Source organism: Isoptericola halotolerans (genome assembly GCF_003003075.1).
GTDB classification, from domain to species: domain Bacteria; phylum Actinomycetota; class Actinomycetes; order Actinomycetales; family Cellulomonadaceae; genus Isoptericola; species Isoptericola halotolerans_A.
Genome location: NZ_PVTX01000001.1, coordinates 459,704 through 482,392 on the forward strand (window position 1 = coordinate 459,704; position 22,689 = coordinate 482,392).

Annotated in this window: 18 protein-coding genes and 1 tRNA gene; 15 read left to right on the forward strand and 4 right to left on the reverse strand. The window is 73.6% G+C overall.

Annotation, left to right across the window (positions count from 1 at the left end; translation table 11 throughout):
* Positions 1 to 8: 8 nt before the first annotated feature.
* Together BCL65_RS02225 and BCL65_RS02230 are read right to left on the reverse strand one after the other, a co-directional pair.
* Positions 9 to 1,037 carry a serine hydrolase domain-containing protein gene (locus tag BCL65_RS02225; RefSeq protein ID WP_165799941.1) on the reverse strand — a complete coding sequence of 343 codons (1,029 nt, stop codon included), beginning with the start codon at positions 1,035 to 1,037 and terminating at the stop codon, positions 9 to 11.
* Positions 1,034 to 1,678, reverse strand: a complete 645-nt coding sequence (locus BCL65_RS02230) for a TetR/AcrR family transcriptional regulator (RefSeq protein WP_106264730.1) — start codon at positions 1,676 to 1,678, stop codon at positions 1,034 to 1,036. The genes BCL65_RS02225 and BCL65_RS02230 overlap by 4 nt, the downstream gene beginning before the upstream one ends.
* 99 nt (positions 1,679 to 1,777) lie before the next feature.
* On the opposite strand from BCL65_RS02230, the gene BCL65_RS02235 reads away from it, so the two are divergent.
* The 8 genes from BCL65_RS02235 (at position 1,778) to topA (ending at position 14,666) form a co-directional block, all read left to right on the forward strand.
* Positions 1,778 to 4,411: a beta-d-glucosidase gene (locus tag BCL65_RS02235; RefSeq protein WP_106265182.1), complete on the forward strand. Its 2,634-nt coding sequence runs from the start codon at positions 1,778 to 1,780 to the stop codon at positions 4,409 to 4,411.
* Positions 4,412 to 4,476: 65 nt separating this feature from the next.
* The gene (locus BCL65_RS02240) at positions 4,477 to 6,165 is read left to right on the forward strand and encodes an ABC transporter substrate-binding protein (protein WP_106264732.1); all 1,689 of its coding nucleotides are present in this window, start codon (positions 4,477 to 4,479) and stop codon (positions 6,163 to 6,165) included.
* 120 nt (positions 6,166 to 6,285) lie between these two features.
* Positions 6,286 to 7,377 (forward strand): ABC transporter ATP-binding protein, encoded by a 1,092-nt coding sequence (locus tag BCL65_RS02245; protein ID WP_106264733.1) that lies wholly within the window; start codon positions 6,286 to 6,288, stop codon positions 7,375 to 7,377.
* The gene (locus tag BCL65_RS02250) at positions 7,374 to 8,354 is read left to right on the forward strand and encodes an ABC transporter permease (protein ID WP_106264735.1); all 981 of its coding nucleotides are present in this window, start codon (positions 7,374 to 7,376) and stop codon (positions 8,352 to 8,354) included. The genes BCL65_RS02245 and BCL65_RS02250 overlap by 4 nt, the downstream gene beginning before the upstream one ends.
* Positions 8,355 to 8,357: 3 nt before the next feature.
* Positions 8,358 to 9,386: an ABC transporter permease gene (locus BCL65_RS02255; protein WP_106264736.1), complete on the forward strand. Its 1,029-nt coding sequence runs from the start codon at positions 8,358 to 8,360 to the stop codon at positions 9,384 to 9,386.
* Positions 9,383 to 10,474, forward strand: coding sequence for an ABC transporter ATP-binding protein (locus BCL65_RS02260; protein ID WP_106264738.1), 1,092 nt, complete (start codon positions 9,383 to 9,385; stop codon positions 10,472 to 10,474). The genes BCL65_RS02255 and BCL65_RS02260 overlap by 4 nt, the downstream gene beginning before the upstream one ends.
* Before the next feature lie 75 nt (positions 10,475 to 10,549).
* Positions 10,550 to 11,596 carry a phosphatase PAP2 family protein gene (locus BCL65_RS02265; RefSeq protein ID WP_243400794.1) on the forward strand — a complete coding sequence of 349 codons (1,047 nt, stop codon included), beginning with the start codon at positions 10,550 to 10,552 and terminating at the stop codon, positions 11,594 to 11,596.
* A gap of 289 nt (positions 11,597 to 11,885) precedes the next feature.
* The gene (gene topA, locus BCL65_RS02270; RefSeq protein WP_106264741.1) at positions 11,886 to 14,666 is read left to right on the forward strand and encodes a type I DNA topoisomerase; all 2,781 of its coding nucleotides are present in this window, start codon (positions 11,886 to 11,888) and stop codon (positions 14,664 to 14,666) included.
* 7 nt (positions 14,667 to 14,673) lie between these two features.
* Here topA and BCL65_RS02275 read toward each other — a convergent pair whose 3' ends face one another.
* Positions 14,674 to 14,895: a hypothetical protein gene (locus BCL65_RS02275; RefSeq protein WP_106264743.1), complete on the reverse strand. Its 222-nt coding sequence runs from the start codon at positions 14,893 to 14,895 to the stop codon at positions 14,674 to 14,676.
* A 75-nt stretch (positions 14,896 to 14,970) separates the two neighbouring features.
* On the opposite strand from BCL65_RS02275, the gene BCL65_RS02280 reads away from it, so the two are divergent.
* Both BCL65_RS02280 and BCL65_RS02285 read left to right on the forward strand, forming a co-directional pair.
* Positions 14,971 to 15,438 (forward strand): MarR family winged helix-turn-helix transcriptional regulator, encoded by a 468-nt coding sequence (locus tag BCL65_RS02280; RefSeq protein ID WP_106264744.1) that lies wholly within the window; start codon positions 14,971 to 14,973, stop codon positions 15,436 to 15,438.
* Complete coding sequence (locus BCL65_RS02285) at positions 15,435 to 16,526, forward strand: Gfo/Idh/MocA family protein (protein WP_106264746.1); 1,092 nt, start codon at positions 15,435 to 15,437, stop codon at positions 16,524 to 16,526. Before BCL65_RS02280 ends, BCL65_RS02285 begins: the two co-directional genes overlap by 4 nt.
* A 30-nt stretch (positions 16,527 to 16,556) precedes the next feature.
* Here BCL65_RS02285 and BCL65_RS02290 read toward each other — a convergent pair whose 3' ends face one another.
* Positions 16,557 to 16,952 (reverse strand): pyridoxamine 5'-phosphate oxidase family protein, encoded by a 396-nt coding sequence (locus tag BCL65_RS02290; protein ID WP_106264748.1) that lies wholly within the window; start codon positions 16,950 to 16,952, stop codon positions 16,557 to 16,559.
* Positions 16,953 to 17,009: 57 nt separating this feature from the next.
* Between BCL65_RS02290 and tmk the strand changes: the two genes are divergently transcribed.
* The 5 genes from tmk to BCL65_RS02315 all read left to right on the forward strand — a co-directional run bounded on the left by tmk (position 17,010) and on the right by BCL65_RS02315 (position 22,583).
* Positions 17,010 to 17,681: a dTMP kinase gene (gene tmk / locus BCL65_RS02295; RefSeq protein WP_106264750.1), complete on the forward strand. Its 672-nt coding sequence runs from the start codon at positions 17,010 to 17,012 to the stop codon at positions 17,679 to 17,681.
* Complete coding sequence (locus tag BCL65_RS02300; RefSeq protein ID WP_106264751.1) at positions 17,678 to 18,871, forward strand: DNA polymerase III subunit delta'; 1,194 nt, start codon at positions 17,678 to 17,680, stop codon at positions 18,869 to 18,871. The genes tmk and BCL65_RS02300 overlap by 4 nt, the downstream gene beginning before the upstream one ends.
* 111 nt (positions 18,872 to 18,982) lie before the next feature.
* The gene (locus BCL65_RS02305; protein WP_243400795.1) at positions 18,983 to 20,680 is read left to right on the forward strand and encodes an enoyl-CoA hydratase-related protein; all 1,698 of its coding nucleotides are present in this window, start codon (positions 18,983 to 18,985) and stop codon (positions 20,678 to 20,680) included.
* A gap of 41 nt (positions 20,681 to 20,721) precedes the next feature.
* Positions 20,722 to 22,293 (forward strand): alpha/beta hydrolase, encoded by a 1,572-nt coding sequence (locus BCL65_RS02310; protein WP_243400796.1) that lies wholly within the window; start codon positions 20,722 to 20,724, stop codon positions 22,291 to 22,293.
* Between the two features lie 217 nt (positions 22,294 to 22,510).
* Positions 22,511 to 22,583, forward strand: a tRNA-Thr gene (locus BCL65_RS02315).
* The last annotated feature ends 106 nt before the right edge of the window (positions 22,584 to 22,689 follow it).

Consider the following 22,689-nt stretch of genomic DNA (forward strand, 5'->3'; position numbering starts at 1 on the left):
GTGCGCGCTCAGCGCGACAGCGCCGCCAGCAGCCGGAAGGCCGCCAGTGCCACGCTCCGGCCGTGGTTGGTCAGCACGACGACGGCGTCGCCGGCGGCCGGCCGGAGGCACAGCGCCGAGCGGAACCCGCCGGTGCCCCCGCTGTGCCAGATCACCAGGTCGCGCCCGCGGCGTCGCTCGGCCTCGCTCACCGTGCGCTGCCAGGCGAGGCCGATGCGCGGGCCGTGCTCGGCCATGGCGAGCCGTACCGCTTCGCCGAGCTCACCCGGCGGAGGGTCGAGGTGCGCCCGCGCCCAGCCCAGGAGGTCGGTGGCCGTCGAGTGCAGGGCTCCGGCGCCGGGCAGGGCGCCGAGATTCCACGGGGCCGCCGGGGTGCGCCGCCGGTGGTGCCCGACGGCGGCACGAGCGGCCTGCTCGGACGTCGCGCGCTCGCTGGTCCCCGTGTCGGCGAGGGCCAGCGGTTCGGTGGCGTCGCGGGCCACCAGCTCCGCGAACGGGAGGCCGGCGTGCCGGGCGAGGGCGATGCCGAGCAGGCCGAAACCGCTGTTCGAGTAGGCCTGGCGGCCGGTGCCGGGGGTACGCCGGAGCCTGCCCGAGCGGATCGCGCCGAGCAGCGCCTCCTCCGAGTGGTCGCGGTACGGGTCCAGGCCGCGGTATGCGTCGAGGGTGCCGCGCAACATCGGCACGTGGACGCGCGGCAGGCCGGACGTATGGGTGGCGAGGTGCCGCAGCGTCACCGGTGTGCCGCCGCGGCCGAGGTCCGCGACCTCCGGGACCAGGTCCCCGACCGGCACGTCGAGATCGAGCTGGCCTGCCGCCACGGCACGGGCCAGCGCCAGACCGGTGAAGGTCTTGGTGATCGAGCCGATCTCGAACCTCGTGAGCGCGTCCGGGGTGCCGCCGTCGGGCAGGGACGTGCGACCGGTGCCGCGCACCGTCATGGTGCCGTCGGGTGCGAGGTGCCCGACGACGACCCCGACGCGGCGGCGGGCCAGCCGGCCGGCGGCATGTTCGAGGAGCTCGGCGGCGTCGCTCACGGTGCCGGCGGCAGGTGCTCGGCGCCCCGCAGGACGGCGGCGAGGATCGCCTCGATGGCGAAGGCGGTGGACTCCGGCAGGGAGACGACCTCCGGGTCGAGCAGCCACTGGGTCTGCAGGCCGTCCATGACGCCGATGACGGCGCTCGCGGCCCGTTCGGAGTCAGCGAGGGGCACCTCGACGCCCCGGTCGTGGGCCACCTCGCGCAGGGCTGCGGCGATCTCGGTGCGCAGCACCTCGAAGCGGTGCCGGACCCGGTCGGCGGCGGGGTGCCCGTCGGTGACCGCCTCACCCGTGAGGACGGAGTAGGCCTGGACGATGCCGCGGCGGTCGGTGTTGAGCCGGGCGGTCTTGAGCAGGTGGCGGAAGAGCTCCAGGCCACCGGGGATGTGCTTGCCCTCGAGATGCTCGACGTCGACGCGGTCGCGGTACTCGAGCACCTCCCAGAGCAGCTTGTCCTTGCTGCCGAAGTGGTGGAGCACCCCTGCGTGGGTGATGCCCACCTGGTCGGCGACGTCGGCGAGCGAGCCCGCCCGGAAGCCCTTCGACCCGAAGACACGCGTGGCCGCGGCGAGGATCTCCTCGCGGCGCTCGGCGCGCGGGACGCGGCGGGCGCGCGGGGGCTGCGAGACGTCAGTCATGTCGTCACCATACTGTGACCTGGACTACTTACTGACTAGTCAGTAAGTGTGCTCTACTGGGCGTCGATGTCACCGCAGACAGGAGCAACCCGCGTGTCGATGCAGACCGTGCCCAGCAGCAGCACCGCTGTCGAGAACGGCCTCGAGAACGGCCTCGAGCACGATCTCGAGGCAGCACTCGACGCGCTCGTCGCGCGTCTCACCACCGCCGAGAAGACCGGCCTCGTCGTCGGCGCCGACATGTGGTCCACCCGCCCGCTCGCGCGGATCGGTCTCGAGCCGGTCGTGATGTCCGACGGACCCGTCGGGGTGCGCGACCCCCTCGGCGGCGGCACGTCCGCGATGCTCCCCGCACCCTCCGCGCTCGCCGCCACCTGGGACACCACGTCCGCCCGCCGGGTGGGCAGCCTCTTCGCCGCCGAGGCCCGCCGCCACGGCGTCCACGTCGTCCTGGCCCCGCAGGTCAACCTGCAGCGCACGCCGGTGGGCGGCCGCCACTTCGAGTGCTACAGCGAGGACCCGCACCTGACGGCGGAGCTCGCCGTCGCCGTCGTCGGCGCCGCGCAGGAGGACGGCGTGGCCATGTGCGTCAAGCACTACGTCGCCAACGACTCCGAGACCGACCGCACGCGCTACCTCGCCCGCGTCGACGCCCGCACCTTGCGCGAGGTCTACCTGGCACCCTTCGAGCGGCTCGTCGGGGCCGGGGCCTGGAGCGTGATGGGCGCGTACAGCGGCATCGACGACGGCGCCACCGCCGCGCCCGCCCTCGAGCACCGTCCCCTGCTGACCGGCGTCCTCAAGCAGGAGTGGGGCTTCGACGGTCTCGTCGTCTCGGACTGGGTCGCCACGCAGTCGGTCGCCGCCGCCGTGCGCGGCGGCCTCGACCTCCAGATGCCCGGTCCCGACGGCGCGTGGGGAGACGGCCTGGACGCCGCGCTCGCGGGCGGCGAGATCGAGGAGGCCGAGCTCGACGACAAGGTCCGGCGCCTGCTGCGGCTCGCCTTCCGCGTCGGCCGGCTGACGCTGCCCGACGGCGGCACCCCGGACGGAGGACCGGCCCGCGTCACGCCCGGGTCGCCGGCACCGACGGGATCCGCACCGACGGGATCCGCACCCGGGGCATCCGCGCCGGGTTCGCCGGGGGACCGCGCGAGGTTCCTGCGCGAGCTGGCCGCCCGTGCCGCCGTCGTGCTCAAGGACGATGCCGGCCTGATCCCGCTGCCCGGCGTCGAGGAGGGCGTCCCGCTGCGGGTCGCGCTGCTCGGTGCGTCCGCCGTGGACCCGTTCTTCCAGGGTGGCGGCTCCTCGTTCGTGGTGCCCGAACGGCTGTCCTACCCCGCCGAGGCGCTCGCCGACGCCCTGCCCGCGGGCTCCCACCTCGACGTGGTCGCGGGCTCGCGTGCCCTGCGCAACCCGGCTGCGCTCGACGTCGGCCGCTGCACGGACCCTCTGACCGGAGCACCCGGCATCCGCGTCGAGCTGCTCGACGCGGCGGGAGAGGCCCGGCGCGCCGAGGTGCGCACCACCTGGGACGGCTGGTACGGCGAGGTCGGGCCCGAGGACGCCAGCCTGCGGCTCACCGCACGCGTCGACACGAGCGAGCTCGGAGCCCACGAGCTGGGTGTCGGCACCGTCGGCGTGCACCGCGTCACCGTGGACGGGCGGCTCGCCTCCGCGGGCGACGTCGTCGCGACCGAGGACGTCATCCTCGCCTCGACGCACAACCACCCGGTGGCCGGGACGGTGGCCGTCACGGGACCGACCACCGACCTCGTCGCCGAGCTGCAGGTGGTCCACCCCGTCGGCTACGACCGGTTCGTCCGGGCCGAGATCGTGCACCGCCGCCCCGGCCCGCGCGCCGAGGAGGAGCTCCTCGCCGCCGAGGCCGCGGCGCGCGCCGCGGACGTCGCCGTCGTCGTCGTCGGCACCACCCACGAGGTCGAGTCCGAGGGCTTCGACCGGACCGACTTGCACCTGCCCGGCAACCAGGACGAGCTCGTCCGGCGGGTGGTCGCCGCCAACCCGCGCACCGTCGTCGTCGTCAACGCCGGCGCCCCGGTGCTGCTGCCCTGGCTCGAGGAGGTGCCCGCCGTCGTGTGGGGCTGGCTCGCCGGGCAGGAGGCGGGGGCGGCTCTGGCCGACGTGCTCACCGGCGTCACCGAGCCGTCCGGACGCCTGCCCTGGACCCTGCCGGCGCGGGCCGAGGACGTGCCGGTGCCGCACGCCGTCCCGGTCGGTGGGGTCGTCGACTACGCAGAAGGCCTCGACGTCGGCTACCGCGCCTGGGAACGGCACGGCGAGCCGGCCGGCGGCCCGCGGCCCGCGGCGCCCTTCGGCCACGGCCTCGGGTGGACCACGTGGGACTACGAGTCGGCCGCGCCGGACGGCGGGAGCCGCCTGGCCGCCGCCGACGAGGACGTGCAGGTCCGCGTCCGGGTGCGCAACACCGGACGCCGGACCGGGCGCGAGGTCGTCCAGGTGTACGTGGAGCCGCCGCCCGGCACCGCGCAGGGCGACCCGGCGCGCCCCGTGCGCTGGCTGGGCGGCTTCGCCGTCGTCGACGCCGGACCGGGCGAGGCCGCCGAGGCGGTCGTGACCGTCCCCCGCCGCGCGCTGCAGGTCTGGGACGCCTCGGCCGGCTGGACCACCCCGCCCGGCACGTACCGGCTCCGCGCGGGCCGGTCGGTGCGCGACCTGCGCCTGGACGTGGACCTGCACGTCGACGCGTGACCCTCCGACGACCCCGACGACCCCGAAGAAGACCCGAGAAGAAGACTCGTGCAAGGAGGCACACCGTGAGTATTCGCAAGCTGTCGACGGCCGTCGCCGGCGCCGCCGTCGTCGCCCTGCTGGCGACCGCGTGCGGCGGTGGCGGCACCACCGCCACCGACGACCCGGACGCCCGGACAGGAGGCGGCACCGGAGAGGTCCTGACCGTCGGCATGCCGAACGGGACGCAGACCGAGAACCAGTCGCCCTTCGCGACCGGTTCGGCCGCCCTGTCCCTCGGCTACGCGTTCGTGATCTACGAGCCGCTCATGATGCTCAACGACGCCCGCCCCTCCGAGGAGCCGCAGCCCTGGCTCGCCGACTCCATCGACTGGAGCGACGACTACACGCAGGCGGTCATCACGCCGCACGAGGGGATCACCTGGTCCGACGGCGAGGAGTTCGACGCCGAGGACATCGCGTTCTCGATCCAGCTCCGCCAGGACTTCGAGGGCATCAACACCTCCGCCCTGCCGATCGAGGCGGTCGAGTCCGACGGCTCGACAGTGACCGTGTCGTTCGCGTCGCCGCAGTTCGTCAACCAGGCCAAGCTCGCGGACATGCTCGTCGTGCCCGAGCACCTCTGGGCCGACGTCGAGGACCCCACCACCTTCACCAACACGGAGCCGGTGGGCACCGGCCCGTACACGCTCGAGTCCTGGACACCGCAGGCCGCCACCCTGGTGGCACGGGACGACTACTGGGGCGGCGACCTGGCGGTGCCGGAGATCCGCTACTCGTCGTACAACGACAACAACGCCCTGACGACGGCGCTCACCACGGGCGAGGCCCAGTGGGGCTGGACGTTCATCGCCGACTACGAGAACGTCTACATCGCCCAGGACCCGGAGCACTACCACCAGTACGCCGCCGCCGGGCTCGGCATCGACGCGCTGTTCCTCAACCTGGAGGAGAAGCCGTTCGACGACGTCGCCTTCCGCCGGGCGCTCAACATGGCCATCGACCGGGGTTCCCTCACCGAGGTCGCCACCTCCGGCGTCAACCCGCCGATCACGAGCGTCACGGGCCTGCCCCTGCCGGCCGGCGAGGATTTCGTGAGCGACGAGTACGCGGGCCAGGAGTACGCCGTCGACGTCGAGGGTGCCAAGGCGCTGCTCACCGACGCCGGCTACACCGGGGTCGGGGAGAAGCTCGTGGACCCGGACGGTGAGCCCGTCGCGTTCGAGCTCACCAACCCGGCCGGCTGGAACGACTACCTCACCGCGCTGGACCTCATCAAGAACGCGGCGGCCGAGCTCGGCGCCGAGGCCACCGTCCAGCCGGCGAACGCCGACGGCTGGTTCGCGGACATCATCCCGCCGGGCAACTTCGACGCCACGCTGCACTGGACCGACGGCGGCGCCACGCCCTGGGACCTGTACGCCAACCTCATGGACGGCGCCCAGTACCAGCCGCTCGGCGAGCCGGCGACGTGGAACTTCGGCCGCTACCAGGACGAGGACGTCACCGCGGCGCTCGCCACCTACGCGGCCACCACGGACGACGCCGAACGCTCGGAGGCGCTCGCGACCATCCAGCAGCACTTCGTGGAGGACGTGCCGGCGATCGCCGTCTGGGCCCGGCCGGCGACCGCGCAGTACTCGTCGCTGAACTACGTCGGCTGGCCCTCCGAGGAGGACCCCTACAACCAGCCGCAGCCGACCGGGTCGCAGGCCGCGCAGATCCTGCTGAACCTCGAGCCGGCCGCGGGCTGACCGGGTTCCCGGCGTGACCGGCGGTCCCCGCCGCCGGTCACGCCGGTGCCCGCCGGTGCCCGCCGGTGCCCGCCGGCGCCCGCCGGACCTGCCCTCCCTCCGAACCCCTCAGGTGATCGCATGAGTACCCCAGCCCTCGGCGCCGCTGCGGTGCCACCGTCCGCGGCTCCGGCGTCCCCGGCGCCCGACGACGGCGCCGCTCCCGACGAGTCGCCCGTCCTGCGGGCGACCGGTCTCACCCGGCACTTCCCGGTGCGTGGCCGCCGGGCCGCCGTCGTGCACGCCGTGGACGGCGTCGACCTCGAGATCCACCGTGGTGAGGTCGTCGCGCTCGTCGGCGAGTCCGGCTCCGGCAAGTCCACCGTCGCGCGGCTCCTCGCGCAGCTGATGCCCCGGACCGCCGGCGGGCTCGAGCTGCACGGCCGGGACGCGACCGTCCGCGGACGCCGGGCCTTCCGCGCGTACTGCCGCCGTGTGCAGATGATCTTCCAGGACCCGTTCGGCTCGCTGAACCCCGTGCACACGGTGCGGTACACGCTGTCCCGCAGCGTGCGCATCCACCAGGGCAGGCTGCGCGGCGCGGAGCTCGACGCCGCGATCCGGCGCGTCCTCGAACGGGTGCACCTGTCGCCCACCGACCGCTACATCGACAAGTTCCCGCACGAGCTGTCCGGCGGGCAGCGGCAGCGTGTCGCCATCGCGCGGGCGCTCGCCGCCGACCCCGAGGTGCTGCTCGCCGACGAGCCGATCTCGATGCTCGACGTCTCCATCCGGCTCGGCATCCTCAACCTGCTGCAGGACCTGCGCGACCGGCTCGACATCGCGATCCTGTACATCACCCACGACATCGCCTCGGCCCGCTACTTCGCCGACCGGACCGCCGTGATGTACGCGGGCCGGGTCGTCGAGTCCGGTGACAGCGAGTCCGTGACCCAGGACCCGAAGCACCCGTACACCCAGCTGCTCATCGGGTCCGCCCCGGATCCCGACGACCTGGCGGCGCGGGCGCGCGGTGCGCGTGGCGAGGCCCCCAGCCTCGTCGACCCGCCCGCCGGGTGCCGGTTCAACCCTCGGTGCCCCGTCGCCGCGGACGTCTGCCGGACCGAGACACCCGCGCTGATCGAGGTGGCGGAGGGCCGCCGGGTCGCGTGCTGGGGCTACTCCGACCGCCCCGACCGACCCCGCGTCGGGGACGAGGGAGGCACGCGATGAGGTTCGCCGTCCGACGCACGATCTTCTACCTCATCACGGCCTGGGCCGCCGTGACGATCAACTTCCTCATCCCTCGACTCATGCCCGGCGACCCCGTCACGGCCCTCATGGGCCGGATGCAGGGCCGGATCGACTCCAACGCGGAGCAGTCCATCCGCGTCCTCTTCGGACTCGACACGGAGAGCTCGGTCTGGCAGCAGTACGTCGACTACTGGGGCCTGCTGCTGCGCGGCGACCTGGGGCTGTCCTTCACGTTCTTCCCGACGCCCGTCGCCGACATCGTGCAGCAGGCGCTGCCGTGGACGGTCGGGCTCGTGGGGATCGCGACCATCATCGCCTTCACGCTCGGCACCCTCGTCGGGACGGCGATCGGCTGGCGGCGCGGCACGTGGGCGGACTCGCTGCTGCCGATCACCACGTTCTTCTCGGCCGTGCCGTACTTCTGGCTCGGGCTCATCGCCATCACGGTGTTCTCGGTGACGCTGGGCTGGTTCCCCTCGTCGGGCAGCTACGACCGCGGGCTCGTGCCCACCTGGTCGTGGGAGTTCGTGGGCTCGGTGATCTACTACGGGTTCCTGCCTGCCCTGACGGTGGTGCTGTCCTCCGTCGCGGGCTGGATCCTCGGGATGCGCAACATGATGGTGACGGTCTCCTCCGAGGACTACGTCACCGTGGCGCACGCCAAGGGGCTGCCCGAGCGCGCGGTGACGGTCGGCTATGCCGCCCGCAACGCGATCCTGCCCCAGGTGTCCAGCTTCGCGCTGTCCCTCGGGTTCGTCGTCGGCGGGACCCTGATCATGGAGATGGTCTTCTCCTACCAGGGCATCGGCTACACGCTCTTCCAGGCCGTGAACACCCAGGACTACCCCCTGATGCAGGGCTGCTTCCTGGTGATCACCCTGGCCGTGCTCGGGGCCAACATCATCGCCGACTTCGTCTACGCGGCGCTCGACCCGCGCACCCGTCAGGAGGGCTGAGCCATGACGCACGACGTCACGCTGGCCGAGGCCGAGGCCGAGACCGTCACCGAGATGCGGGTCGAGCACGACGACGACCCCCGCCGCGCCAAGAGGTTCCTCTTCCTGCGCAACGGCAAGGCGCTCACCGGCATCGGCATCCTGCTGTTCTTCGGGATCCTGGCCCTGGTCGGCCCGTGGATCGCCCCCTATGACCCGAACCAGGTCTCCGCCGACCTGCTCCAGCCCCCGACGGCGGCGCACTGGCTGGGCACGGACCACACGGGGCGCGACATCCTGTCCCAGATCATCGTCGGCACGCGGGGCGTGCTGGTCGTGGGGCTGATCGCCGGCGTCTCGGCGACGATCCTCGGGGTCGTCGTCGGCGTCACCGCCGGGTTCGTCGGCGGCGCGGGCGACGAGACGCTCTCCGCGCTGTCCAACGTGTTCCTCGTCATCCCGCAGCTGCCCCTCATCATCATCATCGCCGGGCAGCTCCCGACGGCGGGCGGCGTCACGGTCGCGCTCGTCATCGGCGTCACGGGCTGGGCGTGGGGTGCGCGCGTGCTGCGCGCCCAGACGCTGTCGCTGCGCAAGCGGGACTTCGTCGAGGCGGCGCGCGCCAACGGCGAACGCACCTGGCGGCTCGTGCTCGCCGAGGTGCTGCCCAACCTCACGGCGATCATCGCCGCGGGGTTCGTCGGCACGGTCACGTTCGCCGTGCTGTCCCAGGTGACCCTGGCGTTCATCGGGATCACGCCCGTGTCCGACTGGAACTGGGGGACCATCCTGTTCTGGGCGCAGAACAACCTGGCCCTGCAGCGTGGCGCCTGGTGGTGGTTCGTCCCCGCCGGCCTCTGCATCGCGCTGCTCGGCATGGCCCTGACGCTCGTGAACTTCGGCATCGACGAGTTCGTCAACCCTCGCCTGCGCAGCACGGGCATGAACGCGCGGTTGCTGCGCCGCCGCCGCATCCGTCCCCGCATCGGCTTCACGCCGGTGCTGCGCACCGGGCCGAGCCCTGACCGTCCGACCTCCGAGGAGCGCTCATGACCGCCTCGACCCTGCACGTCCCGACGGCCGGGCCCGGTGCGGGCGACCCGGTGCTCGAGATCGAGAACCTGTCCGTGGACTACGGCTACACCGACGACGCCACGCACGTCCTGCGCGACGTGTCCCTCACGCTGCACCGGGGCGAGGTCCTGGGGCTCGCGGGGGAGTCCGGCTGCGGCAAGTCCACGCTGGCGTACGCCGCGATGCGGCTGCTGCCACCGCCAGGACTGATCACGTCCGGCAGCGTGCACTTCACGGACCGCGACGGGACCCGGACCGACGTGCTGCGCCAGAGCGACGCCGAGCTGCGGGCGTCGCGCTGGCAGGACATGTCGGTGGTCTTCCAGGGCGCCATGAACTCGCTCAACCCCGTGTTCCGCATCGGTCGCCAGATCGCCGACGGCATCCTGGCGCACCGGCCGCGGACGACCCGCAAGGAGGCCCTCGAGCAGGCCGCCGGGCTCCTCGAGATGGTCGGGATCAACGCCGACCGCGCGCGCGACTACCCGCACCAGCTCTCCGGCGGCATGCGGCAGCGAGTGATGATCGCGATGGCCCTGGCGCTCGACCCGCAGGTGCTCATCATGGACGAGCCCACCACGGCGCTCGACGTCGTCATGCAGCGCCAGATCGTCGAGGAGATCGCGGACCTGCGCGAGCGGCTCGGCTTCTCGGTCGTCTTCATCACGCACGACGTGTCCCTGCTGATCGAGATCGCCGACCGGATCGCCATCATGTACGCCGGCGACGTCGTCGAGGACGCCCGCGCCCAAGACGTCTACCGCCGCCCGCGGCACCCCTACTCGTCGGCGCTCCTGCACTCGTTCCCCCCGCTGCGCGGCGAGCGGCGCGAGCTGACTGGCATCCCCGGGGCTCCGCCGGACATGCAGCGGATGCCTCCGGGATGCCCCTTCGCGCCGCGGTGCGCCCACACGACGGACGTGTGCCGCGAGGTGCGCCCGGCGCTGGGGCCGACCGCCCTCGCGGACCGCGGCGAGCAGGAGGCAGCACGCCGGGTGGCCTGCCACCTGCACGACGCCGCAGCCGGACGGGGCGGGGGATCGCTGCCGGCGGGCCTCGCCCGCTGACGGTGCGCACGCCTCGCCCGCGGACCCCACTGCTCGTCCACCGGTTCCTCACACGGAGCAGATACGGTGACCTGCGTGAACGGTGACACTCGTGAGCTCCCGGCCGCGGTGCCCCCAGCGGGTGGCGCGCCGGCCGCGCCTGCCCCCGCAGCGGTCCCGGCGGGACCTCGTCGCGCGGAGCCGGTCGCCTCGGTAATGGCCCCGCGACCGCCCCGCGTCCGGCCGGGGGCGCAGGCGACCGCCGCGGTGGTCGGGCTGCTCGCCGTGGTCGCGCTCTGGCTGACCTACCGGGTCTTCGTCACGACGGTTCCCGGGCAGCGGCTCGACGAGCTGGCCTTCTTCGGTGCGGCCTACGGGCAGGGTCGGCTCTGGCAGGTGGCCGAGCCCGTGCTCGACGTGGTCTCGGTCGCCTTCGTCGTCGGCGGGCTCGGCGCGGCGATGGCCGTGGCGCTGGTCCGCCGGCGTGGGGTGCTCGCCCTCCAGGTGGCCGTGCTGGTCGGTGGGGCCAACCTCACGACGCAGCTCCTCAAGCACCAGCTGCTCACCCGACCGGACCTGCTGCCCGGCTGGAACGGGGAGAACACGCTGCCCAGCGGGCACACGACCGTCGCAGCGAGCGTGTCCGTCGCCCTGCTCCTCGCCACCCCGCGGGCCTGGCGGCCCGCCGTGGCGGTGCTCGGGGCGGCCTACACCGGCGCCACCGGGGTGTCCACCCTCATCGGTCAGTGGCACCGACCGTCCGACGTCGTGGCCGCCCTGTTCGTGGTGCTGGCCTGGGGTGCGCTGGTCTGCGCCATGACGCCCGCCAGCTCGCTCGACGTGGCGCCGCGCCGCCGGCGTCTGCCGTCCGGCCTGCCGCGGCCGAACGCCTTCGCGTCGCCGGGGTCGTCCGTCCTCGCGGGGCTGCTGCTCCTGGGGGCGGCGGTCACCGGCGGGCTCGCGCTGGCCGCGGGCGTGCGGCTCGCGGAGGCCGCCACCGTGCCGATCGCCGAGGACCTCACGGCCTACGCCGCCGGGGTGCTGGGCGTGCTGGCCGCCACGGCCGTGACCTTCGCCCTCCTCCTGCTGGTCCGCCAGGCGACGGCCCGCCCCGCCGAGGTAGTGCCCCGCTCGCCGAGGTAGTGCCCCGCTCGCCGAGGTAGTGCCCCGCTCGCCGAGGTAGTGCCCCGCTCGCCGAGGTAGTGCCCCGCTCGCCGAGGTAGTGGCGCACCCCGCCGGGGGCCGGGTCACCATCGTGGCGGGGCTGTGGACCGCGGTGCGAACGGCACATCGCTCCTCGGTAGAGTGCCGCCGTCGTCGTCCGTGTCGTACCGTGACAGGACGCCGCACCCCCTCAGCGCCCGCGCAGGACCGCCACACACCAGCGCACACCGCCCCACCATCGCTCAAGACCGTCGGAAAGCAGGAACGGATGCCACAGGCCCGCAAGCTCGTGATCGTGGAGTCTCCCACCAAGGCTCGCAAGATCCAGGGCTACCTCGGCGACGACTACGTCGTGGAGGCCAGCGTCGGCCACATCCGTGACCTGCCGCAGCCCTCCGACCTGCCGGCGGAGATGAAGAAGGGGCCCTACAAGAAGTTCGCCGTCGACGTCGACAACGGGTTCGACCCGTACTACGAGGTCTACGCGGACAAGAAGGCCAAGGTCCGCGAGCTGAAGGCCGCGCTGAAGGACGCCGACGAGCTCTTCCTCGCCACCGATGAGGACCGCGAGGGCGAGGCCATCGCCTGGCACCTCATCGAGGCGCTCAAGCCCAAGGTGCCCGTGCACCGCATGGTCTTCCACGAGATCACCCGCGAGGCGATCGCCCGCGCCCTGGAGAACACCCGCGACCTCGACTCCGACCTGGTGGACGCCCAGGAGACCCGTCGCATCCTCGACCGGCTCTACGGCTACGAGGTGTCGCCGGTGCTGTGGCGCAAGGTCCGGCAGGGCCTGTCGGCGGGGCGGGTGCAGTCCGTGGCGACGCGGCTGGTCGTCGAGCGCGAGCGCGAGCGCATGGCGTTCGTCACGGCCGACTACTGGGACGTCACGGGATCGTTCGCGCCGCAGGACGGCGACGACGCCGGCCAGCTCTTCCGGGCCCGGCTGACGGGCCTGGGCGGCGACCGCGTCGCGTCGGGCCGGGACTTCGACGACCTCGGCCGCCTCAAGGTGCGGACCGGCGTCGTGCACCTCGCCGAGACGGAGGCGCACGCCGTCGTCGCGGGGCTCGAGGACGCGTCGTTCGCCGTCCGCTCGCTCGAGACCAAGCCGTACTCGCGCAAGCCGGCCGCCCCGTTCACGACCTCCACGCTGCAGCAGGAGGCCTCGCGCAAGCTGCGCATGGCCTCCCGGCAGACGATGCGCACGGCCCAGGCGCTGTACGAGAACGGCTACATCACGTACATGCGGACCGACTCGCCGGCGCTGTCCGCGGAGGCGACCGACGCGGCGCGCCGCCAGGCCGCCGAGCTGTACGGCCCCGAGTACGTGCCGGGTGCGCCGCGGCTGTACGCCTCGAAGAACAAGGGCGCCCAGGAGGCGCACGAGGCGATCCGGCCGGCCGGCGACTCGTTCCGCACGCCGGCACAGGTCGCCCGCGAGATCTCCGGCGACCAGTTCAAGCTCTACGAGCTCATCTGGAAGCGCACCGTCGCCTCGCAGATGGCCGACGCGAAGGGGTCGACGGCGTCCGTGCGGCTCGCCGCGACGCTCGGCTCGGGCGCGGGGGAGCGCGCCGGCAGCGACGCCGTCTTCTCGGCGTCCGGCACGGTCATCACGTTCCGCGGGTTCCTCGCGGCGTACGAGGAGTCGCGCGACGTCGACCCGTCGGACGGCAACGGCGGCGGCAGCGGGAACGGAGCGGCGAAGGAGAGCCGGCTGCCGCGCATGGCCGAGGGGGACGCCCTGGCGAGCACCGAGCTGGCAGCGGAGGGGCACTCGACCTCGCCGCCCGCGCGGTACACGGAGGCGTCGTTGGTCAAGGCGCTGGAGGAGCTCGGCATCGGCCGGCCGTCCACCTATGCCGCGACGATCTCCACCGTCCAGGACCGCGGGTACGTGCGGACCAAGGGCCAGGCGATGGTCCCCACCTGGTTGGCGTTCGCCGTCGTGAAGCTGCTCGAGGAGCACTTCGGCCGCCTCATCGACTACGACTTCACCGCCGAGATGGAGGCGGACCTCGACCAGATCGCCGCGGGCGACCGGGAGCGGGTCGCGTGGCTGACGCGGTTCTACTTCGGCGAGGGCACCGACGGCGCCGCCGGCGAGGGTTCGCAGACCTGGGGTCTGCGCGACCTGGTGGCCGACCTCGGTGAGATCGACCCGGTGGCCGTCAACTCCGTGGAGATCGGTGAGGGGATCCGCGTGCGCGTGGGCCGGTACGGGCCCTACCTGGAGGACCTGCGCGCCGAGCCCGACAAGGACGGCAAGGCACCGCGCGCCTCCGTGCCGGAGGACATCGCACCCGACGAGCTGACGGTGGCCAAGGCCCGCGAGCTGCTCGCCGCGGGGGCCGACGACGGCCGGGTGCTGGGCGTCGACCCGGCGTCCGGGAACGAGATCGTGGCGAAGAACGGCCGCTACGGTCCGTACGTCACCGAGGTGCTCGACCTGCCGGAGATCGACCCCGAGCTCTCGGCCGCGGCGAAGAAGAAGGCGAAGGCCGCCCAGCCGAAGCCACGCACGGGCTCGCTGCTGAAGTCGATGGCGCTGGACACGGTGACGCTCGACGACGCGCTGAAGATCCTGTCGCTGCCCCGCGTGGTCGGCAAGGACCCGGAGTCGGGCGACGAGATCACCGCGCAGAACGGCCGCTACGGCCCGTACCTGAAGAAGGGGACGGACTCGCGCACCATCTCCTCCGAGGAGCAGCTGTTCACCATCACGCTGGACGAGGCGCTGAAGATCTACGCCGAGCCCAAGCGACGGGGGCGGGCGGCGGCGACGCCGCCGCTGCGCGAGCTGGGCGACGACCCGAACAGCGGCAAGCCGATCGTCGTCAAGGACGGCCGGTTCGGTGCCTACGTGACCGACGGCGAGACGAACCGCACGCTGCCGCGGGACCTCACGCCGGAGTCGATCACGCCGGACCGTGCGATCGAGCTGCTGGCCGAGAAGCGGGCGCAGGGTCCGAAGAAGCGCAAGGCGCCGGCCAAGAAGCCGGCGGCGAAGAAGGCTCCGGCCAAGCGGTCGACGTCGAAGAAGTAGTCCTTCGTCACTCCGCCCGGCGCCGCTCCACGACGTAGGAGTGGCCGTCGGGCCCGGTGACGCGCTCGAAGGTCTGCCGCAGCTCGGCCTCCCGCGCCTGGTCCTCCGGGCGCGGGGGGACGGCAGGTCCCCGGCGGATCGACGCGGGGCCGAAGATCGGCAGGAACGTCTCGGTGAGGCGCATGCCCCAGGTGCGGTCGTCGCCGGGGCGGCGGCTGAACAGTCCCATCCGTGCTCCTTGGTGCGCCGGTGCTCACGCCAGATACTTGGTGCACCAAGCATAACGCGGCCCTACGATGTGGTCATGGAACAGCCCGAGGATCCGCTCGCGCTCGAGGCCCAGGTCTGCTTCGCCCTCTCCGCGTCCGCCCGCGCCATGGTGGCGCTGTACAAGCCGGTCCTCGAGCCCCTCGGGCTGACCCACCCGCAGTACCTGGTGCTGCTCGGGCTCTGGGAGGACGCCGGGGCCGGGCGCACCACGACGGTCACCGGCCTGGCCGGGCGCCTCTACCTCGATCCGGGCACGCTGTCCCCGCTCCTCAAGCGGCTCGAGCAGCAGGACCTCGTCGAGCGGCGCCGCGCGACGACGGACGCCCGGGTCGTGGAGGTGCACCTCACGCAGGCGGGTGCCGCCCTCCGGCAGGAGGCGCTGCAGGTGCCCCGCCGTGTGGTCGAGTCCAGCGGGCTCAGCCCGGACGAGCTGCAGCGGGTCAAGTCGGCGGCGGACGCCGTCATCACCGCAGCGCACGGCAGCGCTACGGTGAGCGCATGACCGACACCGCCGCTGAGCTGCCTGCCGAGCACGCCGTCGACCCGGCCACCTACGCCGCCCGCCTCACCACCGCCGACCTGGCGGGCACCGTCCCCGAGTTGTCGGACGCGCCCCCGCTGCGCTGGGGAGTGCTCGGCGCGGGCAACATCGCCGCCTCGTTCTCCGACGGCGTGCGCGACCGCACCGCGGCGCAGGTCACCGCCGTCGGCTCCCGCTCGATGGACAAGGCGCAGGCGTTCGCCGACGCCCACGCCCCGGGTGCCCGCGTCCACGGCTCGTACGCCGCCCTGGTGGCCGACGACGAGGTGGACGCGGTGTACGTCGCCACCCCGCACTCGCACCACCTGGAGCACGCGCTGCTGGCGATCGAGGCCGGCAAGCACCTGCTGGTGGAGAAGCCGCTGACGCGCTCGGTGTCCGAGTCCCGCACGCTCCTGGACGCCGCGGAGGCCGCCGGGGTGTTCTGCATGGAGGCCGTCTGGACGCGGTTCCTGCCGCACGTCGCGGCGATCCGCGGCGCCATCGCGCGCGGCGAGATCGGCGAGGTCCGTACCGTCATCGCCGAGTTCGACGTCGCCTTCGCGTACGACCCGTCGCACCGGCTCTTCGCCCCGGAGCTCGCGGGCGGCGCGCTGCTCGACCTGGGCATCTACCCGATCACGTTCGCCCACGACCTGCTCGGCGCGCCGGACACCGTGCTGGCGCACGGCACGCTCGCCGAGACCGGCGTCGACGACCACGTGAGCATGATCCTCGGGTACGACGGCGGCGCGCAGGCGATCCTGCACACCTCGTCCGGGGCGTCGGGCGGCGCCGGGGCCCGCATCATCGGCACGCGGGGCCGCATCGAGATCCCGCAGTTCTTCTTCGGCCCCACCGGCTTCGAGGTGGTGCCCGACGACGGACCCTCCTGGAGCTTCACGTCGCCCGACGGCGAGGGCAAGGCCTACGAGGCGGCCGAGGTCGCACGGTGCCTGGCCGCGGGGCAGACCCAGAGCGCCCGCATGCCGTGGTCCGACACGCTCGAGGTCATGGCGGTCCTCGACGAGGTCCGCGCGGGCCTCGGGGTGGTCTACCCGGGCGAGTGAACCGGCAGCGCGTCGTCAGCGTCGGCGCGCTCAGCGCGTCAGCCGGCGGCCGGTGACGGCCTCCGGCGTGATGCGGACCCAGACGTTCTTGCCGTCGTCGAGGTAGCTGACCAGGCCGGTGGCCTCCGCCGCCGCCACGTCGGCGTCGTGCTCGAGGATCTCTGCGGTGCCCTTGATCACGACGCTCGTGGCGACCTCGGGCGTCCACTCGTCCGCCTCGAACGCCACCCGGGCGTTGACGGCCACCTCCGCCAGCTTGCTGCCCGGGTGCGTCACGAAGTACAGGCGGCCGTCGCCCACCGCGAAGGAGACGGGGAAGATCTCCGGCTCGCCGGCCACGGACGTCGCCAGCCGGCCCACCGGACGCCCGGCGAGGAACTCCCAGCTCTCGTCCTCGGTGAGCGGGCTCATGCTCTGTGCTGTCATGCCCCCATCGTCCCGCCGTGCGCAGCCTCCCGCCTGCCGAGCCGGTCCCCGACGGGCATGTCTGCCGCCACGGCTAGGGTGGCTGCCGTGAGCACAGCACCCGGGTACTTCGTGTCGTTCGAGGGCGGCGACGGCGCCGGCAAGTCGACGCACGTGCGTCTCCTCGGGAAGTGGCTGGGCGAGGTCACCGGCCGCGAGGTCGTGCTGACCCGGGAGCCGGGCGGGACGGAGCTCGGGGCGCAGCTGCGCCAGGCGGTCCTGCACGGCGAGGACCTCGACCCGAAGACCGAGGCGCTGCTGTACGCGGCCGACCGCGCGCACCACGTCGCCACCGTCGTCCGCCCCGCCCTGGCGCGCGGCGCCGTGGTGCTCACCGACCGCTACCTGGACTCCTCGGTGGCGTACCAGGCCGGCGGGCGAGAGCTCGCGGAAGGTGAGGTGGAGGACCTCTCTCTCTGGGCCACCGACGGCCTGCTGCCCGACGTCACGGTGCTGCTCGACCTGGACCCCGACGAGGCCGCCGGCCGGCTCTCCGGCTCGCCCGACCGCCTGGAGCGCGCCGGCGCCGAGTTCCACCGCCGCACGCGCGAGGCCTTCCTGCGACGGGCCGCGGCGGACCCCGCACGCTGGCTCGTCGTCGACAGCACCGCGTCGCTCGGCGACGTGCAGGGCCAGATCCGGGTCGACGTCGCGGCACGGCTCGGCCTGACGCCCGAGGTCCCCGCATGACCGCGACGAGCGGGACCGTCTGGGACGACGTCGTCGGGCAGCCGGACGCCGTGCGCGTGCTGCAGCGGGCGGCGTCCGACCCCGCGGCCATGACCCACGCCTGGCTGGTCACCGGCCCGCCCGGCTCCGGCCGGTCGGTGGCGGCGCGAGCCTTCGCCGCGGCCCTGCAGTGCCGGGGCGCAGCGCCGGGTACGGCGTCGGGTACATCGCCGGGCCCAGCGCCCGGCTGCGGACGCTGCCAGGAGTGCACCACCACCCTCGCCGGGACGCACCCGGACCTCACCGTCGTCGCGACGGAGAAGGTGGTCATCACCATCGACGAGGTGCGTGACCTCATCACCCAGGCCTCGCGCACCCCGTCGGTGGGGCGCTACCGCGTCATTGTCGTCGAGGACGCCGACCGGATGGCCGAGCGCACCACCAACGTGCTGCTCAAGTCGATCGAGGAACCGCCGTCGCACACCGTGTGGGTGCTCTGCGCCCCCAGCGTGCAGGACGTGCTGCCGACCATCCGGTCGCGGTGCCGGACCGTGGGCCTGCGCGTGCCGCCGCCGCAGGACGTCGCGGACCTGCTCGTGCGGCGCGACGGGGCAGACCCGGGCCTGGCGCTGGACGCCGCCCGGGCCGCGCAGTCGCACGTGGGACTGGCCCGGCGGCTCGCGCGGGACCCGGAGGCGCGCTCCCGGCGCACCGCCGTCCTCGAGGTCGCGCGGCGGATCCGGGGCGTGCCGGACGCGGTGCTCGCGGCCGCCGAGCTCGTCGAGGTCGCCAAGGCCGAGGCCACCGCCGCGACCGCGGAGCGGGACGCGACGGAGAAGGCCGAGCTGATGCGGGCGCTCGGCGTCGGTGACGGGGACACGCTCCCGCCCAAGCTGCGTTCCCAGCTCAAGCACCTCGAGGACGACCAGAAACGCCGCGCGACCCGCCGCCAGCGGGACGTGCTCGACCGCGCCATGGTCGATCTGCTGTCGCTCTACCGGGACGTCCTCGTGGTCCAGCTCGGCGCCGAGGTCGAGCTCGTCAACGCCGCGCACGCCGACGTCGTCCGCGCCCTGGCGCGCGACGCCACGCCGGAGCAGACCGTCCGCCGGATGGATGCCATCGGCACGGCGCGCGAGCGCCTCGAGGGCAACGTCGCGCCGCTGCTGGCGCTCGAGGCGATGGCCGTCGCGCTGCGCCCGCAGGGCTGACCAGCAGCGCAGCATCCCGCCCGGCGTCAAGAGAGGGCTTGCGTTTTCACCCGGTTTGCTCTGTGATCGTCGGTGGCGTGCCATCCGGGCACCCCGACGACGATGAGGATGATGATGCGGATCCTGCTGCTGGTCTCGGCGTTCAACGGCTTGACGCAGCGCGTCTGGTGCGCGCTCCGGGACGAGGGACACGACGTCGGTGTGGAGATCGCCCCGGCCTTCGACTCGCCCGAGGCGCTGACCGCCGCCGTGGCGGACGCCGACCCCGACCTGATCCTGTGCCCGTTCCTCAAGCACCGCGTGCCGCAGGAGGTGTGGGACCGCTGGACCACCGTCGTCGTGCACCCCGGTCCGGTGGGGGACAGGGGGCCGTCCTCGCTGGACCACGCCATCCTCACGCGGCAGGAGCGCTGGGGCGTGACGGCCCTGTCCACCGTCGAGGAGATGGACGCCGGTCCCGTGTGGGCCACGTCGACGTTCGCGCTGCCCGACGTCCCCGTCGCGAAGAGCGCCCTGTACAACGGGCCCGTGGCCGACGCGGCCATGGCCTGCGTCGCCGAGGTGGTGCGCATGGTCGCGGCGGGCGAGCAGCCCGTGCCCGCCGACGACATGCCCCGCGAGGTCCCGGGGACCGGTGAGCTGCCGCTCCTGCGGCGTCCGGCGTTCGAGATCGACTGGTCGCTGCCCGTCGAGGAGCTGGCACGCCGGGTCGCGGCGGCCGACGGCGCCCCGGGCGCCCCCGCGCAGATCGACGGCGAGCGCTTCTGCCTGTTCGACGCCGTCGCGAGCCCTGACGTGCTGGACCCGGACGCCGAGCCGGGCACCGTCGTCGGTCACGACGTCGACGCCGTGGCCCTCGCGGCCTCCGACGGCACCCTCTGGGTGGGCTACGCGGCCACGCTGGCCGAGCGGCGCGGCACCAAGCTGCCGGCGCGCATGGTCCTCGACCCCCGGTCGGCCTCCGTGCGGCGCGCCGGTCCGCCCGAGCTGGCCGAGACGCACTACGAGCGCGACGGCGACGTCGGCCTCCTGACGATCCGCTCCTACAACGGCGCGATGCACACCGAGCAGTGCCGGCGGCTCACCGCGGCCGTCACCGAGGCGCTCGCGGAGGACACGAGCGTGCTCGTCCTGCGCGGCACGGAGAGCCTGTTCTCCAACGGGATCCACCTCGGGGTCATCGACGCCGCCGAGGACCCGGCGGTGGAGGCCTGGGCGAACATCCAGGCCATCGACGACCTCTGCGAGGCGGTGGCCGGCGCGGACCAGCTCACCGTGGCCGCCTTCACGGCGAGCGCCGGGGCCGGTGGCGTGATGGCCGGGCTGTGCGCCGACGTCGTCCTGTCCCGGGACGGGGTGGTGCTCAACCCGTTCTACGACATGGGGATCTACGGCTCCGAGCTGCACACGTGGACCGTCGCCGCGCGCGTCGGGCCGGAGGTTGCGGACATGCTGCTCACCGGCCGGCTGCCCCTCTCCGCGCACCGCGCCGCCGATCTGGGCCTGATCGACGCCGTCGGGCCGCGGGACACGGGCGAGTTCGACGCCTGGCTCGCCAAGCGCGTCGCCGAGCTGGCCGGCCCGGCGGAGCTGGCCGCCGCGTCCGCGGCGGCCCAGGACCGGGCACCCGACCGGCCGCTGTCGTACCACCGCACGATCGAGCTGGCCGAGATGGCCCGCGACATCTTCGACGACCGCCACGGGTTCGCGGCCCGGCGGGGCGACTTCCTGCGCAAGGCCGCGGCACCCGAGACGCCCGAGCGGCTGCGGTTCGCGCGGTCGGGAGGATCGCCCGAGGAGGTTCGGTGAATGGTCGGCGGGTGCCCGTGCGCGGCCGGTAGGTTGGCCCCGTGATCTTCACCCACCACCGCCCGAGCCCGCCGTCCGCCCGCTCGAACGGTCGGCGGACCGCCGGCGTGGCCGCTGTCCTCGCCACGCTGCTCGTCCTCGCGGGGTGCACCGGGGGCGCTCCGGCCAAGGACCAGACGCCGGCCGGGCAGGCGTCGAGCGCGTCCGGTGACGGCGCGCCCGAGGGCTTCGAGAAGTTCTACTCGCAGGACGTCGTCTGGACGGAGTGCCGCACCGACTTCGAGTGCGCCACCGTCGCGGCGCCGCTGTCCTGGAGCGACCCGGACGCCGGGGAGATCGAGCTGGCGGTCATGCGGACCCGGGCGGGCGGGGACAAGATCGGTTCGCTCCTGATCAACCCGGGCGGTCCCGGCGGGTCCGGCGTCGACTACCTCGAGGCCGCGGCGGCAACCCTCGGCGACCGGCTCCGCGAGTCGTACGACATCGTGGGCTTCGACCCGCGGGGCGTCCGGGACTCGACGGAGGTGCGGTGCTACGGCGACGCGAAGAAGGACCAGTACCTCAGCGAGGACTTCGACCTGTCGACGGACGAGGGGCTGGCGGCCGCCCGGGAGTCGAACGCCGCCTGGGCCGCAGCCTGCGCGGAGAACACCGGGGAGCTGCTCGGCAACGTCGACACGCAGAGCGCCGCCAAGGACATGGACATGCTTCGCGCCGCCCTCGGCGACGACGAGCTCCACTACCTCGGCGCGTCCTACGGCACGAGCCTCGGCGCGACGTACGCCGGACTGTTCCCCGAGCGGACCGGCCGGCTCGTCCTGGACGGAGCCATCGACCCGCGGCTGGAGGACGGCGAGATGTCGGCCGGCCAGGCCGTCGGGTTCGAGAACGCCCTGCGCGCCTACGTCGACGACTGCCAGGGCGGTGCCGGCTGCCCGCTGACCGGGTCCGTGGACGACGGCATGCAGCAGGTGCGTGGCGTCCTCGACCAGGCCCTCGAGCGGCCGTACCCCACGGACAGCGACCGCGAGGTGACGCAGACGCTCGCGTTCTACGGCGTCGCCGTCACGCTGTACGACGAGCAGAACTGGCCGCTCCTGACCCAGGCGCTCGAGGAGGCGATCGACAAGGGCACCGGCACGATGCTGCTGTTCCTCGCCGACTTCTACAACGACCGGAACGCCGACGGCTCCTTCGCCACCAACTCGACCGAGGCGTTCAGCGCCGTCAACTGCCTGGACGGGCGCAGCGACCCCGATGTCGAGGCCATGCGGGCCGAGGCGGCGGAGATCGAGGCCGCGGCCCCGACCGTCGGCACGTTCTTCAGCTACGGCGGGATCTCCTGCGCCGACTGGCCGTACCCGGTGGCCGAGCAGCAGTACGACGTGGCGGCGCCCGGCGCGGCACCCATCGTGGTGGTCGGCACCACCAACGACCCGGCCACGCCGTACGTGTGGGCCGAGGGCATGGCGGAGGCGCTGGACTCCGCCGTCCTGGTGACCTACGAGGGTGAGGGGCACACCGCGTACGGCCGGTCGAACAGCTGCATCGACGACGCGCTCGAGGACTACCTCGTGGACGGCACCGTCCCCGAGGACGGCCTCACCTGCTGAGTTAGTGCCACCCCCGCCGAGGTAGTGGCCCGCGCGCTGAGGTAGTGCCGACCGCGCCGAGGTAGTAGCGCGGGCGCCGAGGTAGTGGCGCGCCGGACGTCGGGTGTGAGCCATGCGACGCCGGCGGGCCCGCGGATCCTTTTGGAATCGCGGCCGGGCGTCGGGTAGTCTGGGCGCGCCCGCTGATCGAGGCTCTGTCTCGGTCGTCGTCGGGCGCGCCGCCTTAGCTCAGTCGGTAGAGCGGTTCACTCGTAATGAACAGGTCATCAGTTCGATTCTGATAGGCGGCTCAAGACTCGGCCCCTCACCAGCCACGACGCTGGTGAGGGGCCATTCTCGTGCCCGGCGGTTGCCTGCGAGTGGCCGACGCCCTGACGGCAGCCGGCTCAAGCTCAT

Bases quoted from the DNA above. Each gene is read 5' to 3' on its own strand.
- BCL65_RS02230 (WP_106264730.1), bottom strand. From the start codon at position 1,678: ATGACTGACGTCTCGCAGCCCCCGCGCGCCCGCCGCGTCCCGCGCGCC.
- BCL65_RS02235 (WP_106265182.1), top strand. From the start codon at position 1,778: ATGCAGACCGTGCCCAGCAGCAGCACCGCTGTCGAGAACGGCCTCGAG.
- BCL65_RS02245 (WP_106264733.1), top strand. From the start codon at position 6,286: ATGAGTACCCCAGCCCTCGGCGCCGCTGCGGTGCCACCGTCCGCGGCT.
- BCL65_RS02250 (WP_106264735.1), top strand. From the start codon at position 7,374: ATGAGGTTCGCCGTCCGACGCACGATCTTCTACCTCATCACGGCCTGG.
- BCL65_RS02255 (WP_106264736.1), top strand. From the start codon at position 8,358: ATGACGCACGACGTCACGCTGGCCGAGGCCGAGGCCGAGACCGTCACC.
- BCL65_RS02260 (WP_106264738.1), top strand. From the start codon at position 9,383: ATGACCGCCTCGACCCTGCACGTCCCGACGGCCGGGCCCGGTGCGGGC.
- topA (WP_106264741.1), top strand. From the start codon at position 11,886: ATGCCACAGGCCCGCAAGCTCGTGATCGTGGAGTCTCCCACCAAGGCT.
- BCL65_RS02275 (WP_106264743.1), bottom strand. From the start codon at position 14,895: ATGGGACTGTTCAGCCGCCGCCCCGGCGACGACCGCACCTGGGGCATG.
- BCL65_RS02280 (WP_106264744.1), top strand. From the start codon at position 14,971: ATGGAACAGCCCGAGGATCCGCTCGCGCTCGAGGCCCAGGTCTGCTTC.
- BCL65_RS02285 (WP_106264746.1), top strand. From the start codon at position 15,435: ATGACCGACACCGCCGCTGAGCTGCCTGCCGAGCACGCCGTCGACCCG.
- BCL65_RS02290 (WP_106264748.1), bottom strand. From the start codon at position 16,952: ATGACAGCACAGAGCATGAGCCCGCTCACCGAGGACGAGAGCTGGGAG.
- tmk (WP_106264750.1), top strand. From the start codon at position 17,010: ATGTCTGCCGCCACGGCTAGGGTGGCTGCCGTGAGCACAGCACCCGGG.
- BCL65_RS02300 (WP_106264751.1), top strand. From the start codon at position 17,678: ATGACCGCGACGAGCGGGACCGTCTGGGACGACGTCGTCGGGCAGCCG.
- BCL65_RS02305 (WP_243400795.1), top strand. From the start codon at position 18,983: ATGATGCGGATCCTGCTGCTGGTCTCGGCGTTCAACGGCTTGACGCAG.